General features: G+C 26.0%; 10 protein-coding genes. 7 read left to right on the top strand and 3 right to left on the bottom strand.

Going from position 1 to position 16708, the window contains the following annotated elements; all coding sequences use genetic code 11:
- Positions 1-131 precede the first annotated feature (131 nt).
- A complete protein-coding gene (rarD, locus tag GCL60_RS00640) occupies positions 132-1055 on the top strand; it encodes an EamA family transporter RarD (RefSeq protein WP_153417923.1) in 924 nt (307 codons plus the stop codon).
- Here the strand turns inward: rarD and GCL60_RS00635 are convergent.
- Positions 1052-1855 (bottom strand): GNAT family N-acetyltransferase, encoded by an 804-nt coding sequence (locus GCL60_RS00635; RefSeq protein WP_153417922.1) that lies wholly within the window; start codon positions 1853-1855, stop codon positions 1052-1054. The genes rarD and GCL60_RS00635 overlap by 4 nt on opposite strands.
- 126 nt (positions 1856-1981) lie before the next feature.
- Here GCL60_RS00635 and GCL60_RS00630 point away from each other — a divergent pair, with 126 nt between their 5' ends.
- The 3 genes from GCL60_RS00630 to GCL60_RS00620 all read left to right on the top strand — a co-directional run bounded on the left by GCL60_RS00630 (position 1982) and on the right by GCL60_RS00620 (position 5861).
- Positions 1982-3889: an NAD(P)-binding protein gene (locus tag GCL60_RS00630; protein ID WP_153417921.1), complete on the top strand. Its 1908-nt coding sequence runs from the start codon at positions 1982-1984 to the stop codon at positions 3887-3889.
- A gap of 230 nt (positions 3890-4119) precedes the next feature.
- The gene (locus tag GCL60_RS00625) at positions 4120-5436 is read left to right on the top strand and encodes an ABC1 kinase family protein (protein ID WP_153417920.1); all 1317 of its coding nucleotides are present in this window, start codon (positions 4120-4122) and stop codon (positions 5434-5436) included.
- 2 nt (positions 5437-5438) lie between these two features.
- Positions 5439-5861: a 6-carboxytetrahydropterin synthase gene (locus GCL60_RS00620; protein ID WP_153417919.1), complete on the top strand. Its 423-nt coding sequence runs from the start codon at positions 5439-5441 to the stop codon at positions 5859-5861.
- An 8-nt stretch (positions 5862-5869) separates the two neighbouring features.
- Here the strand turns inward: GCL60_RS00620 and GCL60_RS00615 are convergent, their stop codons facing one another.
- Both GCL60_RS00615 and GCL60_RS00610 read right to left on the bottom strand, forming a co-directional pair.
- Entirely contained in the window at positions 5870-6517 is a 648-nt protein-coding gene (locus GCL60_RS00615) for a DedA family protein (RefSeq protein WP_153417918.1), read from the bottom strand.
- 89 nt (positions 6518-6606) lie between these two features.
- The gene (locus GCL60_RS00610) at positions 6607-8448 is read right to left on the bottom strand and encodes a hypothetical protein (RefSeq protein WP_153417917.1); all 1842 of its coding nucleotides are present in this window, start codon (positions 8446-8448) and stop codon (positions 6607-6609) included.
- Positions 8449-8590: 142 nt separating this feature from the next.
- On the opposite strand from GCL60_RS00610, the gene GCL60_RS00605 reads away from it, so the two are divergent.
- From GCL60_RS00605 to GCL60_RS00595, 3 genes are all read left to right on the top strand, one after another.
- Positions 8591-9229 (top strand): SanA/YdcF family protein, encoded by a 639-nt coding sequence (locus GCL60_RS00605; protein ID WP_153417916.1) that lies wholly within the window; start codon positions 8591-8593, stop codon positions 9227-9229.
- Between the two features lie 325 nt (positions 9230-9554).
- Positions 9555-9992 (top strand): hypothetical protein, encoded by a 438-nt coding sequence (locus tag GCL60_RS00600; protein ID WP_153417915.1) that lies wholly within the window; start codon positions 9555-9557, stop codon positions 9990-9992.
- A gap of 264 nt (positions 9993-10256) precedes the next feature.
- Positions 10257-16622, top strand: a complete 6366-nt coding sequence (locus GCL60_RS00595; RefSeq protein WP_153417914.1) for a TcdA/TcdB catalytic glycosyltransferase domain-containing protein — start codon at positions 10257-10259, stop codon at positions 16620-16622.
- The last annotated feature ends 86 nt before the right edge of the window (positions 16623-16708 follow it).

Here is a 16708-nt window from a genome sequence, read left to right as displayed (position 1 = left end):
TTTTAAGTTTTATTTTCAAACTCAAAATTGATTTTCTAAAAAAGTTCATACATGATAATAATTCATTTCATTTTAAAAATTGAATGAAATACAATTCATATCCTTTAAAATAATTTTAGTAAGGAAAAAGCGTGAAAGATAAATTAAAATCAAGTACATATGGAATTATCTTTATTATAATTGCTTTTTTAAGTTGGGGGTTAACGCCCATTTATTTTAAAGCTTTGCAAACCGTAAATCCATTAGAAATTTTAGCGCATCGCATACTTTGGTCTATATTATTTCTTATTACAATTGTTGCTTATAAGAAACAAATTCATAAATTGATTGAAGTTTTTTATTCACCTAAAAATCTCGCTACTTTAATTTGCACCTCTATATTGATATCTGTAAACTGGTTGACTTATATTTGGGCTATTTTAAATAACCATCTTATGGAATCTAGTTTTGGTTACTTTATTTCCCCAATTTTTAATATTATGCTCGGCTTAATTTTTTTAAAAGAAAGTTTAAATAAAGTACAAAAAATTTCATTATCTATAACAATTATAGCGATAATTATTCAATTTACTGAAATCAATTTTACTGGATTTACCCCTTTTATCCCTGTCCTTTTAGCAGGTACATTTGGTTTTTATGCTCTTTTACGAAGACAAGTCAAAATTGATTCCATACATGGCCTTACCATAGAAACTTTAATACTTGCTCCTATTGCATTCACATATATTGTTTATTTAAACATGAACGCAAAATTAACTTTTTTAGCAAATATAAATTTAAGTATTTTATTATGTTTTGCGGGAGTTATCACTTCCATTCCACTATTATTATATGTTGCTGGAGCAAAATTATTACCTTTAAGCAAGGTAGGTTTTTTTCAATACATAAGTCCTACATTACAACTATTAATTGCTGTTTTTATCTTTAAAGAAAATATAAATAGCACAAAAATATTAAGTTTTTCGTTAGTATGGATTGCTCTTCTTTTTTATATTATGAACAGTATTTGGCTTATAAATAAAAATAGAAAAACAATTCAAAATAAAGTTTCTTAAAATCCAGATCCTTCATATTCAAAACAAATGTATTTACAATCTTCATGAAAACCAATTTTTTTATAAAATTCAACAAGTTTATTTTCATTTGATTTTTCTGAAAATGAAGTTGTCAAAAATAATTTTTTTGCTCCATTCATTTTTGCATAATCTAAAAGCGATAAAAATAAATTTAAGGCATAACCTTTTCTTCTAAAATTAGGATGAGTAAAAACATCAAATAAACCACAATTTTCATTATGAAAATATAAAGATGCTATAGAAATAGGTTTATCAAAGATACTTAAATAAAAATAGCGATAAGGGTTATCTTTTGAAAAACCAAGTTCTTTTGATATTTTTTTAAAATAACCTCTTGCACAGGGCTCATATTCATCAATGACATTTAAAAATTCATCTAATTCATTATCCGATCTAATTTCAGTAATTTTATGTTTTTCAATAGATAATTTATTTAGATCAAAATTATTTAAATCATAGCTCATTCCAATTTTATTATTTTTTTTACTAAATGAAAGTTTATTTAATATTTCATTTAAAAAATCAGGAAAATCATCTGAATAAAACCATAGTGAGAAAGGTTTTGGAGAAAAATATTCAATCGTTTTTTTCATTGAATTTTCAAAATAAATTGGATTAATTTTATTCACCCAGCAAATATTAAACAAAGAGCTGTGGTAAGGTGTTTTTGTTAAAATAAGATCGTCAAATTCATAATAATTATCATTATTCAGTTTTTTAGGTATAAAAAAAAACTTATTTAGTAAAATTTCGTCAAAATTTCCATTCTGATAAATCATATTTTCTCCCAGGATTAATGAATCCGAACATTAAATAATTTTTTCTCCTTTTTCAATACAACTTATTGATTTAAAATAAAATAGCCTTAAAATAACCAACAGTAGAATTTAATTAAAGGATTATTTATGAGTATAACTCGTCGTGACTTTATTAATGGAACTTCTATAGCAATCCTTGCAGGATTAACTCCAATTGATATTTTAAATGCAAAAGAAAAAAATATTTCAAATTATCCACCAAGCTTAACAGGATTAAGAGGGAGTCATATTGGTTCCTTTGAAAGTGCTCATGCCCTTTCAAGAGGGCATATTACATTTCCAATAGATCAATTACCCGTGGAAGAAACTTATGATTTAGTAGTTGTTGGTGCAGGAATCAGTGGATTATCATCTGCCTATTTTTATTTAAATAAAAATAAAAATGCAAAAATTCTTATTCTTGATAATCATGATGATTTTGGTGGACATGCAAAACGTAACGAGTTTTCTAATAATAAAAATTTCATTTTAGGATACGGTGGCACTGAATCTTTAGAATCTCCGAAACATTCTTCAAGTAAAGTAGTTTTAAATTTATTTAATGAGTTAGGAATTAAAATTGACAAACTTGGGAATAAATTTGAAAGAAATTTTTATCCCAATTTAAAGCTTAGTAGAGGAGTTTTTTTCGATACAGAAAATTTTTCTGTAGATAAAATAGTTTCAGGAGATCCCACATCTTTTGCTGATGACGATATTGATCCAAATAGACTAAATGGGAGACCTATAAAAGAATTTATTAATGATTTTCCATTAAATGAAAATGATAAAAATGCATTAATAAAATTATATACCGAAAAAATTGATTATCTTCCAAAAATTCCATTAGTAGAAGACAAAATAAAATACTTACAAAAAATAAGTTATAGAGATTTTTTATTGAAGCATGTTCTTCTTAGCGAACAAGCTACAAAATTTTTTCAAGCTAAAAGCCATGACTTTGATGCAATTGGAATTGATGCTATTTCAACATTAGAAGCAAGAGAATTAGAACTTCCTGGACTAGATGGTATGAATTTACCTGAAGATAATCCTGAAGTACCAAGTGAACCTTATATTTATCATTTTCCCGATGGAAATGCCAGTATTGCAAGACTTCTCGTAAACAGACTTATTCCTAAAGTTTTTAATGGTCATAAAGATATGAATACGATAGTTCTTCATAAATTAAATTATTCTAAACTCGATTTAAGTCAAAATTCTGTCCGTATTCGCTTAAGTAGCACTGTAGTTAATGTAACAAATGCAAAAAATAAATTAGTTGATATTGGATACTTAGAAAAACCTATATTTAATTCAGAAGGCCAATTTATAAAATTAGGAAAACTTCATAAAATACAGGCAAAACATGTTGTCATGGCAAATTACAATATGATGATTCCTGATATCGTAACAGAACTTCCTAAAGAACAAAAAGATGCACTTTCCATGAATGTTAAAGCACCTGTTATTTATACAAATGTGATGATATCAAACTGGAAATCTTTTATAAAATTGGGTGTTCACGATATATATTCTCCTTCAATGCCATATTCTAGAATTAAGCTAGATTATCCCGTTAATATGGGAGGCTATTCACACCCAAGAGATCCAGAAAATCCGATTTTATTGCATATGGTATCAATACCTTGTGCTCCAAATCAAGGTCTAGACGCACGCTCCCAATTCAGAATAGGACGGCATAAATTATTAACCACTTCATTTCAAACTTTAGAAAATGAAATACGGAATCAATTGCAACGAATTTTGGGGAATACAGGGTATTTTAATCATAAAAGCGACATACTTTCTATCACAGTAAACCGCTGGGCACATGGATACTCGTATTATTATAATTCTTTATTTGATGATCAAGAACAAAGTCAACAAATTATAAAATTAGCAAGGCAACCTTTTGGGAATGTTGTTATTGCTAATTCTGATTCAGATTGGAATCCCCTAACTCAACCCGCTATAGATCAAGCTTTCAGAGCTATAAATGAATTGGACTTTTAGTTTAATTCATTTATAATTTTATGTAAGAAAAATGAAAAAGAATAATATTTCACATGTTTTTTTATAAAATTTTAGTGAATAATAAAGAAATTAGAAATCGTTTTGAATCTAAACTCTCCTGACATTAGCATCCATTAGATTTTTATTGTATCCCTAAAATGAGGTTCTGTTACTATTTACAGTGGAATCTAGTTCAATAGAATAATCTGAAAAACACAAAGGAACTCTCCTTGAAAGAAGAAAATAGCCCAAAAAATAGAGCTATGTCCCTTATTCGCACCATTAGCAGCACAGCAATTCGTGCAGGAAACGAAGCTCTTAAAAGAAAATTAAATAAAAATTCAGAAGAAACAGACTCCTTTATGAGTGAAGCCGCACTCAGACTTGTAAAAGGGTTAGATGAATTAAAAGGGGCTGCTATGAAAGTAGGGCAGCTTTTAAGCATGGTTGATGATAATATTCTTCCACCAGGCTGGAAAGACGCACTAGGAAAACTGCAATCCCAAGCAACATCAAAAAACTGGAGTTTTATTGAACCTATTCTTTTAAAAGAATTTGGAAATTTAGATGGATTTTCAAATATTGAAAAAACAGCAGTACACGCTGCCAGTATTGGTCAAGTTCATAAAGCAACACTTAAAGATGGAACAAATGTTGCCATTAAAGTACAATATCCTGATCTTGAAAAAAGTGTAAAATCCGATCTTCAAAACATGAAAAAAATTGTTAAGATCGCAAATCTCATGCCAAATATGGCAAACTATGATCAAATATTTGAAGCTGTAGAAATGCTTTTTATTCAAGAATTGGATTTCGAGCGCGAAAAAAATTATTACAATATTTATAGAGAAAAATTTAAAACAAATAATCAAATTATCGTACCAAAAACTTTTGCTGAATATTCAACTAAAAATGTATTAACGACGGAATGGATTGAGGCAATAAGTTTACAAGAGTGGTTAAATAAATATTCAAAAATATTACATACTGATCCTGAATATATAAAAAAAAGAGATAATTTAGGAAATATTTTACTTGAACTTGTCTTTACAGAAATATTTCATTTTAAACACATTCAATCCGATCCCAATCCTGCAAACTTTTTAGTTACAGATAATGGTGAATTAGTTCTATTAGATTTTGGTGCTACTCAAGAATTAAGTGATGAATTAATTGAAAACTATTCAAAATTAACTCTTTCTGCTGTCCAAAAAAATGAGAATGAGCTTATTAAAACAGCTAAAAAAATGGGCTTTTTAAATAGACATGATTCTCCTGAAGCGAAAGAAAGCTTTATAAAAATGATGGAAATCGCAATTGAACCTTTTATGAATGACAAATATTCATGGAAAGATTGCCATCAGTTAAAAAGGACAAATATGGAATCTATCCATTTTATGCGACACACAAAATTTAGAGCACCTTCTCCAGAAATCATATTTATAAATAGACGTCTTGGGGGGAATCTGCTTATAATGGAAAGTTTGGGGGCTACTGTTTTTGCTAAAGACATTTTATATCGAATTTTAGATAAAAAAGAGATTTAATTATGCTAATTTTAAAACGTCATTTTTCATTTTGCGCTAGTCATCGTTTATATAATCCAAACTTTAGTGACGAAAAAAATAAACTTATTTTTGGGAAATGTTCAGGTAAAAATGGACATGGTCATAATTACAAATTAGAAGTTTCAATAAAAGGCAATATAGACCCAGAAACGGGAATGATGTTCAATTTGCAAAAATTAAAAGATATTGTAAATGAATCTATTATAAATGATGTGGATCACAAACATTTAAATTTTGATGTTTCCTGGCTACAAGGAAAAATTCCAACAACAGAAATTTTTGTCGAATGCATTTGGGAAAGATTAGAAGAAAAATTAGCTTTTGAAAAAATAGATAATATTCAATTACAATCTATAACCGTGTGGGAAACCGAAAATAATATCGTAACTAAAATTAGAGATTAATAGAAACTTTATGCTACTTTATTTGTTTCTTTTCTTGTTTTAATCCATTTAATAATAATTGGAATAAAAGAAACAAAAATGACTCCAATGATTAAATAATGAATATAATCGTTTATTTTATCACCAAAAACTCTTCCCAAATAAAAGCCGCCAAGTAACATACTCCAGACCCATAAAAAACCACCAATAATATTAAACATAGCAAACCTAAAATAATTCATTTCAGCAGCTCCTGCTACTGTTGGTGCAAATGTTCTTATAATAGGAATAAATCTTGCAATAATGATAGTTTTACCACCATGTTTTTCATAAAATTCATGAGCTGCAATTAAATGTTTTTTTCTAAAAAAGAAAGAATCTTCTTTATTATACAACTTTGGTCCTAATTTTCGACCAATATAAAACCCAACAGCATCACCAACAATAGCAGCTACGGTTAATGTACTTATTAAAATTAAGATATTCATGTCACCCTTTGCAGCAAATAATCCCGCTGCAATTAATAAAGAGTCACCTGGTAAAAAAAAGCCAATTAGTAAACCTGTTTCTGCAAAAACAATAAGAATTAATCCCGTATAACCGACAACTTGAATTAATTTAATAGGGTCTTTTAAAACTGAAAATAGAAATTGAAGAATTGAATTTATAAAGTCCATTAAAATTTGCTCCAAAGAATAAAAAAGAAACAGTAAATTTTATACGTAACTTTTATTAAAAGCAAATTTAGAAAAAAGAAAGTTTAGATTTACAAAATTGGTTTTAAATAATTATATTCAGAAATAAAGTCCCAAGAAGCTCCAATGCTAAATTCTATCCAGCCAGAAGTAAATCGTTTGAGTCCGATATCAAAAACTAATTCTTTAGGAAGTGTAGCAAAAGGACGAATATTTCCTTTTAAACTCCAAACGGGAGCCTGTTGCACAAAGTCTATTAATGAAAGTCCAGCTATAATATTATAATTTCCAAAAGTGGGAATTTTATCTTCCCACATTACATTAGCAAATACAGAGGGATGAGTTAATGATACGGAAGGAAGACAATCACAACCAAAATTAATATTTCCGTCCATATATTCTAAAGACCCACCTATAGATAAGGAGTCATTTGGAGTTGTATGAACGATTGTATCAAAAAATGTGGCGCCTAAATAAAAAGAATTACCTGAAAGATCATTTCCCGAAAAATATGAAAACTGAGCATAAGGTAACAATTTAAATTCAATCTTTGAATCTAAATCAATATAACTTGAAGCAGAAATTTTATTCAACAGTGTATTAGGAAAAGTAGAATGACTACTATTAATTGTTCCAACAGTAATTCCAGAACCTATAAGAGCGGAATACGGAACCCAAGTTTCGGGTTTATTTATAATTGCTCTTTTATATGAAACAACAGGAAGAATTTGAGCATTTTCTTCTTTAGGAGTAATTTGATAAGGTAATCCCTGCCTCTCTGTATTTGTTTTATTATTTAATTGCGTTTCCTTACCTTGAGCCATTTTTATATTATTTTTATTTTCATTTTCAAAAATAACAGGAGGAATGATAGAACGTACCGATTCGGGTGATTCTTTTTCTGTAATAGGAATCCCAAAACCAATATCTGCCGCACCTAGTATGGGTGCTGTATCAGGATTATAAGGCTCTCTCCATCCATCTTTATAGTTATTTTTTGTTTGTCTCCAAACTAACATGGAAACATCATTTGTTCCTAAAAGTTTTAATGCCTGCTCAAATGCCAATCGATCAGATGCTACAATTTGGCAAAGTGAACTACCTTGTCTTGACTCCATTACTTTTAATTCATGAATAGGAATTCTTTGTGACCTTAAAAATTCACCCGTTTGAGGATGAAAACTAGTTAATATAATAAAACCTGCAAATAATTTTTCCCCTCTAACAATTCCTCTTTCTAATCCAAAATCTATTGTTAGTAAGTTTTCTCTTATATATGTTATTTTTCCATCATGTCCCATTGTATTTATTAGTCTAGCTAATGCTTGAGAAAATGAATTTTTAATTTTTTCTTCATTCGCCTGTGGCTCTAATGTAATATCCTCTCTAGCCCAAACAGACGAATTTATACCAGGTCCTTTTAAAACCACTCTTACTAAAGTTTGATCGGGTGCAAAATAAACAGAGGGCTTTATCCAAGCTTCAATATTGTAATCATTTTCAAGTCTTCTCTTTAATTTTTCCGTTTTTTGTAAATTATTAAAATTTTCTTGATTTCCTGACATAGGAATTAATTTAACAAATTCGGTAAGTGATAAATTCCAAAATCTGCCTGTATTTTTTATTTCATCAGCAACATCTTCCGCTAACATTCTTTGTATATCTTGTTCATTAAATGGAAATGCAGGAACACCGTACAACAACCTATCCTGTTTCCTCATAAAAACTCTAAATTTATCAATATTTGTCTCTACTAAATCAATCGCAATTCGTCTAACTGGTGGTAAAATAAAAGTATCACCCTGAGTTTTTGGTGAGATTGCAGCTGGATTTTCTAAACAGTAGACATTATTAATACATGATAATAATATAAGGATCAAAAATATTTTTTTGACAACTTTTCTGATTCTCACTTAAAGACTCCCTAATTCATTCAATTGTATGTTACTTTTTAGAAGAAATAGAAGTTCCAGCAATTTGACATAGGGCTGCAATTTTTAGACAAAAGAAAAAGGATAGATGAAATAGGCTCTTCTTTATTAGACAGGAGATGTTTTGATTCTTAAGACTCTAAAAATAATTATAAAAATTATTAAATTAATTGTTACTTTTATTTTAAGTATAATTTTTTTAATTTTTTCAACATTTTTAATTACAAATATTATTATGTTTGTGAATTCAAGAAATAACACCAACCTAGATCAGCCAAAAGAATACGCCATTGTTTTAGGGGCGAGCGTTCATGGAGATTCATTATCTGGGGTTTTAAAAGCAAGAATGGAAACCGCAATAAATTTGTACAATAAAAAGTTAGTTAAAAATATATTAATGAGTGGTGATGGAACCGATAGTTATTATAATGAAACAGCTGCAATGAAAAAATTTGCTTTAAAAAGCGGTATTCCAGAAGAAGCATTAGTAACAGATGAAAAAGGTTATAATACTTATGCAACTATATTAAGATCCAAAGAAGTTTTTAATATTAAAAGTGCTTACATTATTTCGCAGAACTTTCATTTAACAAGATCGGTTTGGATTGCAAGAGAAATAGGAATCAATGCTGAAGGAGTGAGTGCAGGAGAAATGAAAGATGTTTGGTACTATTCTATAAGAGAGTTCTTTGCTCGTACAAAAGATTATTTTCAAGTAATTTTTAAAGTAACACCATATGATGAAAAGAATTTTTTATTCTAGAAAAACTTAAATTTTAATATAAAAATAATCAAATCTGTATTATTTATAGACATTGTAAAAATTATATCTAAAAAATAAATAGTAAAAAAACAGAACATTAAATATTTTAAAAAAAGCCTTAAATCAAGTTAAATTATAAATTTTTTATAAATAAATATATTACCAATTTTATTTTAAGACATATTTTAAAAAGACTATTTATACCCAAATATTTATTTATTTTTGTATATTAATTTTACAGAATTGAATTAATTTGCCTCGATTCAAATTTTAGTTATATATTTTTTATATACATACAGGCTGATATATCTTAAAGGAGTTTTAAATGTTTCATTTTAAAAAGTTATATTTTTTACCAATAGCATTAACTGTTATAAATACAACAATAAGTTTCCAAGCACATGCATGGACAAATTTAGATAGTAGTTACAAAGTCTGCAATAATTTTAATTATTCCCTAGAAATTAAAAGAACCTCTGGATATCAAATGAATACAAATAATGATCATTCAGCCGATCAAGTTGTAAATGCAAATCAATGTGTAACAATTGATTTTTGGGCACAGTGGCAAAGTAATGGATACGATTTAGACGATGCCCTAGATTTTTCAGTGCAATCTAACGGAAATGAGGTTGGAAAATTTACAATATTTGTTAATTCATATTTAGATGGTTTAACTTATTCGATTAAAAATAATTCAAATTTTGTAAAACATAAATATAGCGGATCAAGTGGGCACCAAGGACTTATAAATTTTGAGTAATATTTATCTATATCTTTAAAAAATATTTATAAAAATAAAAAAAATATTATACTCCAATTCATATATTTAATTATATTTATTCTTTTAAATTAACTCTCTATATATTTTATTTATGAAAAAACACAAATATTTGACAATTATTTAATTGTATTTTATATATTACATCATAATTTCAAAATTTTAATAATACTTGAAATTTATTTAAAATTTTAAATCTATGCCCATACATTATCAAATAAATTAAATTTATATAAGGTTAAATAAATGAAAAATATTTTCATATTAAATCAAACCATCATGTTTTCCTGTTTTTCTTTCTTTATTAGTGGAATTTATAGTTGTTCCAATAAAATAAATACCGAATCAAACACTGAAAAAAACACTATCAAATCAAATTATTCATCAGAAATAAATGAAAATTTAATTACAACCGATCCCTTCGATCTCAATTTTATCAATGAACTTGAAAAAAATATCTCCGGTTCTGAATATGAACACACAAATAACATAAAAGATTTATTAATTAAACTTAAAGATAAAAACGAATACTCGACATTAGAAAAAAAATACCAATTGCTATATAATTTAATAAAAAACCTACCAAAACCATATCTATTAGACAAAAATAATACTTATGAAAATAATTATAATGTAATATTAGAACATTTGAAAATAAAGTATGATCTTACAGCCAAATCTATTCCAAAAAATATACATTATATTTGGGTAGGTGGAACATTAGGTGAAATTCAAAAAGATTATATTAAAATATGGGCAAAATTAAACCCAGATTATAAAATTAATATCTGGTATGACTCTGAAAATATGTTTGTTAATGAAACAAATAAATTAATCAAAGAATATTCACCATTAGTAGTTAACGATAAAAAGAATGATCTTTATTATGAAAAAATACTTGCAGATAAAATTATATCTTTACAAAATGCATTGTTTGAAAAATTAATATCTAATAAATCTTCAAATTCAAAGTTAACATTAGATCAAGAAAGATTTTTATTTATAGAAAATATTTTATATAACAAAAATGATGTAACCTTTGAAAAGATTAACTCAAATATTGAAAAAATGAATAATGATATAAAATCTTTAAAAAACGAATTCTCAAATATCGATTTTAAAGACATAAAAAATGAGAAACAAATTTGGACTCTTAAAAATAATTACGAACAAGAATTATATCTTAGAGGAAATTTAGCAGGAGCTAGCGATAGCGCTCGTGTAGAAATTTTAGCAAGTAAAGGTGGCATTTATATGGATGCTGATATTTTACCTGCATTAAATCCTTATAACTATTTTATGACAAATAATACAGATGAAATAAGTAAAAATTATTTAAAAAATAGCTTTCGATCTATATCTCTCATTTTTTATGAACAATTATTTAATTATAACGAAAATTTTTTACCATCAAGAACAAAAAGTAATTTTTATTTAGAAAAGTTTTTTGATCAATTAGATTATATTAATTCTTTAACAACCGAACAAAAAAGTCATATTAAAAATATCCTAAAAGACGAATTAAATAAACTCAAAAATATAAATAATTTAGAATCTGTATTTAATAAAATTAATGATGTAAAAATAAGAGAGGGTGAGTTTCGAACTGCAGAAGATTCAAATAATTTTATCGCATCACATTCAGCTTCTAAAAATTCTGATTGGATCCAGCTACTAAAAAATAAAATAAAAGAAAATTATCTTAAGTTAAATAATTATGAAAAAAATAATCCAAATTTATATTATCCAAAAAAATCAAATTATATTCTTATAAATGACAAAGCATATATAAGACCAAATTTAGAATCTGTAAGAGATTTTGATAGCAAAGCTTTAAGTTACAGATATGATACTTTACTAACTGATAGCAGAGCTACTATAGCCATATCAGGTCCTTCTGCTCTATATTCTGTATATGAAGATATATACCCTGAAAGCATAGAAAATAATCGTGACTTTAAAAAAACAAAAATTATTGAATCTCTTTCTGAATTTAATGTAAAAAATAAAGTATTTAATAATGCAACTGAAGAAGACGCTAAATCTTCTTGGGCAAAAAAATCTATTGCACCTAATGGTGAATATTTTCCACCTAGAAATCTTATTTTTCAGTTAAATCTTGATGAAAATACAAAAAATGCCGCTAATTTTATTTATAATAAAGAATTCTTATCATCAAAAGAAAAATATTCTACTAAAAAAGTTTCTTATATAGATAATGAAAATCTTAAGATAAAAGAGGAATTAAGAAGCTATGGAGAAAAATTAAATATTTACCTTGTTGGGCATGCTGAATTAAAAAACAATATAATGACAATAGGTGATTTAAATCCAGAAGAGCTTGCAAATAGGTTATACGAAATAACTACAATAAACAAAAAAACTTTAATACACCATATTGATATTATTAGTTGCAATCCAACTGGTAATATAAATGATACTAAAAATATGGAAACATATGCACAATCTTTATTGGAAAAATTAAATCATCTAGAAATGCCAATAGATATTATATCAGTTAGAACTGGTATGATTAAAATTGATTCTAATGGAAATGAATTATCAAAAAATAATTATGGTATATTTACAAATGCTAAAAATGAGAATAAATTATATGTCATTCGAAAATCTGCAAATGAATTTTTATCTATAAATACTAGTGAATTAGAAAAACTTCTTCATACAGAAAAAATATCTCGATTTAATAAATTTAGTAACTTAATAAAAAATATAACAAGCAGAAAAACAGATGCACTCGGTGATTTTACAACTACTATTCAAAAAATAAAGAATTCTTATCAATTAAGCATTCAAGAGGAAGATATTTCAAAAGCTAATTCATTTGAACAAAAATCATCTTTATTTAATCAATATTATCAAACAAAATACAAAACATCTATAAGTTCTAAAATTGCAAAATATTCATTTAAAGGAATTGAAAAATTTACAAATGCGGCGAATAAATATAATATTTTTATTAATTTTATAAATATGCCAAATTCACTATCAATGATTCAACAATCATTTAAAAATGGATTTATTGTTGAAGGTACAAGAGATGCTTCAAATCTAATTATAAATAATGCTGATTTAAGTTTAGATCTTTTAAAATATTCTAAATCAAATGAATATTGGCTTCATAATAAAAATATTCTTAATGGGATAACAAAAACTCAAATTGGATTAAATTTAATTTCTTCTGGGTTTGAGTTTTGGCAAGCAGCCGATCTATTTAAAGCAGGAAATTTAACTGACGACGAAAATAAAAAATTAGATCTATATATCAATGCATCATTGACCAGCGCAAGAGCTGTAAGTTCATTAGGTACCGCATTGCTTTTGCCATTATCAGCAAAAGCGGGTCCTATTGGTGCCGCAATTGGCTATACCATTATGTTTTCTCAAGGGGTTTATAATTCTGTACGAACTGCAGAAGAATTAAGACGTTTAGGTTTTAACGAAAATGATATTACTATGAAATCTATTTTAAAATTTTTTGGTCATTATGATACTTCTGAAGATCCTGCTTATATCACAAAAATAGAATCAAATAAATTAATAAAAGAAATTATACCAAATATATTAAATTTAAAAAATAAAGATTATTTTGAAAACTTAAATCGCACTGGTAACAATAGTTTATTTTACTTTAAAAAATTAATTTATCCAAAAGTTGATCTTTATATCCCTTTTACATATGAAACAAGAATAATAGCTTGTGCTTATGGAGGTTGTGGAATTTCAAAAACACCTGGTGTTCCAATACCAAATAAAAGCCATTCCTGTTTAACAAACAATTCTTATATAGGAAGTGATGTAAATATAAATTTAAAAAATGATATTTTAAGTAAACACAACAATTCTATAAATACTTATCATTCATTTTTAACAAAAAAAGAAACAAATACACCATCGCTTCCAAATAACCAATACTATTCTCAGGCAAATATTCAATATATCAATCACACTGTCACATGCCCATCCGTCAATTCTAATACAACTATGATTGAAAGAATTGATAATCCTTCAATTGAAAATAAAGAAAAATTAAAATCTATACCAGATTCAAAAAAAGCAAATTTATTTTTAGTTGGATTTGGAGATCAAGGGATTCATGGAAATATGATAAGTTCCATTGTTGCTGATCAAAATGATATTAACTTATTTAATATTCACCCTTCTACCTATATGCTGCATCTTGTTGGTGGCAAAAAAGAAGATGTTTTTGAATTTTATGACATAGTTCAATCAAAAGAAAATGAAAAAGGATTTATTGATGGAGGTGAAGGGATTGATACTATTCATTTACAAGGAATCTCAAATAAAAATTTAACTGTTAATCTTAATAATAATAAATCAAACGACTTTCCTCAATTCCGAAATATTGAAAATGTTTTCGGCTCAAACCAAGACGATGTCATTCACGGAAATGAATCTGATAATTCCTTATTTGGTAATAGTGGCAATGATTCTATCAACGGTAATGAAGGTAACGATAACCTATTTCCAGGCGCAGGATTTGATAAACTTAATGGAGGGAAAGGAAACGATACTTATGTCATTTTATTAAAAGATTTAACAAATAATGATATTTCAAAAATCATGAATGATTATTTCACCATAACAAATGAAATAAAAATTATGGAAGATAAAATAAACAATATTTCTGAATCATTATTATCAATAAATAACAATAATATTCATATTTTTAGCTCAATAAAAGTAATTGACAGTAGTTATTATTCTTCAATGAATAAATTATCAAATGCAGTTCAAACCTCAAAACAAAATATCCTAAACATTAAAAATAAGTATATAGAATTAAAGGATTTATCAAATTCAATTCGAATCAAAATAAATAATATAAATTCTGAATTAAAAGACTATGAATTTAAAAACACATCAATTCATAAAGAACTTTTAATTATAAAAGAATCTCTTCAAAAAATATCTAACTTTGAAATAAACTCTAATAGCAGTTTAGATGAAATTGATTTATTTATGAATAAAATAAATCAATTTCATACTGAAAATACTTTATCTGATGAAGCAATAAGGCATTATCAAAATAGAAATAATTATTATGTAAGTGAAGCCTTAGAAAGCAATAAAAAGAATTCAATTTATTTAAAAAAAATTACATTAAGTCAATTACAACCCATGATTCATGAAAAATCATCAAATTTAATGAATACCTTAAATCTTATCAAAAATGATTTGTTTAATTTAATCAAAAATTATGGAATAATTATAGATAAATCTCAATCAATACGTGATGGTATGAAAATTATTGATAATTATGATGATAGTTATGATTCTAATACAGAAAATGGATTAGATACAATCATGACAGATATTAAAAATTTAGTCACACGAAAAAGCAATTCGCATTTATATATTGGATTTTATGAAAATGAAAAATTTATTCCTGCAATTCAAGTTAGCAATTATTTCCAAAGTGAAAAAAATCAGCACTTAATTATTTCAGACATAAAAGGAAATATTTATACATCAAAAAATGGAAATCTTTATATTGAAAATGAAAATAATTTAGAAATAACTCCGATAGACACTTTTAAAATTACACATGAAAATTCAATAATTCAAATTGATAAACCTATATTTGGAAATCTAGAAAATATTTTAAAAGCAAAAAATATTATTGGTACATTAAAAAATGACGAAATTCATGGAGATCAAAATAATAATTTTATTTCGGGTGTTGGAGGATTTGACAAACTATATGGTCATGATGGTGATGATACCTTATCAGCAACTCTAGCATCTCATATTCCAAAAGATTATTCAGAAGAAAATATTTTAGAATTTTTTAAAAATTTATTAGGATACCCTACTACCACAAAATTAAATGGCGGAAAAGGATTTGATACCTATATTTTAAATTTTAGCCCTGATTTGTATTCTAGTTTTGAAAATAGTAATTATTTAGAGATAGATAATGAAGACGAAAATGAGTCGATGGATAATTTATACATACATAATTCAAATATAAAAATTACAAATATTATTTTTGAAAGTATAAAAGAGAATCTAAAATCAGATTTACAAATATCATTTCAAGATGAGTTGAGTAAAAAATATTATTATATAAATTTAAAAAATTGGTTTATTTCATCAAAATATCGGCATTTGCAAATTCAAATAGGAAAACAAATAACAGTATCAAGTACTCTTATAGAACAAATTACAAAGGTAATTGAAAACACCGATGAAAGATTTCATTTTAATCTATCCATTAAAAATAATTATTCAAGAGAAATCATTTTTCACAAAAATTCTTTTAATGAAATAAATTCTAATTTTAAATTAAATAATTTAACAAATTTAAATTATATTTTTCATGTAAATGATGCTAGATTAGCAAAATTAAAAATTTCACATTTTGAAAATGATCTTTATTTACAATTGAATTATCCAAATAGTGATGATTTTATTTTTACTATTATTAGGGAATATTATCCAAATAAATTAAATTTAGAAAATTTAATGATTGGAATAAATTCAGAAAATTTAATAGATCCAAAAAATTTTAAAAATATGGTTTCAGAATTAGATGAAGGTTCTTTTATAGAAATATCTATGATTAAATAAATTAATAGGTTTATTTTGAAGAAATCTATAAAAGTTCGCTTGAAAAAAAGTTGCATATAAAAGAGCTTTTAAATGCCATAATAAAG

Origin of the sequence: Silvanigrella paludirubra (assembly GCF_009208775.1) — a bacterium.
Taxonomy (GTDB): Bacteria; Bdellovibrionota_B; Oligoflexia; order Silvanigrellales; family Silvanigrellaceae; genus Silvanigrella; species Silvanigrella paludirubra.
This window is presented reverse-complemented; position numbering and strand designations above follow the sequence as displayed.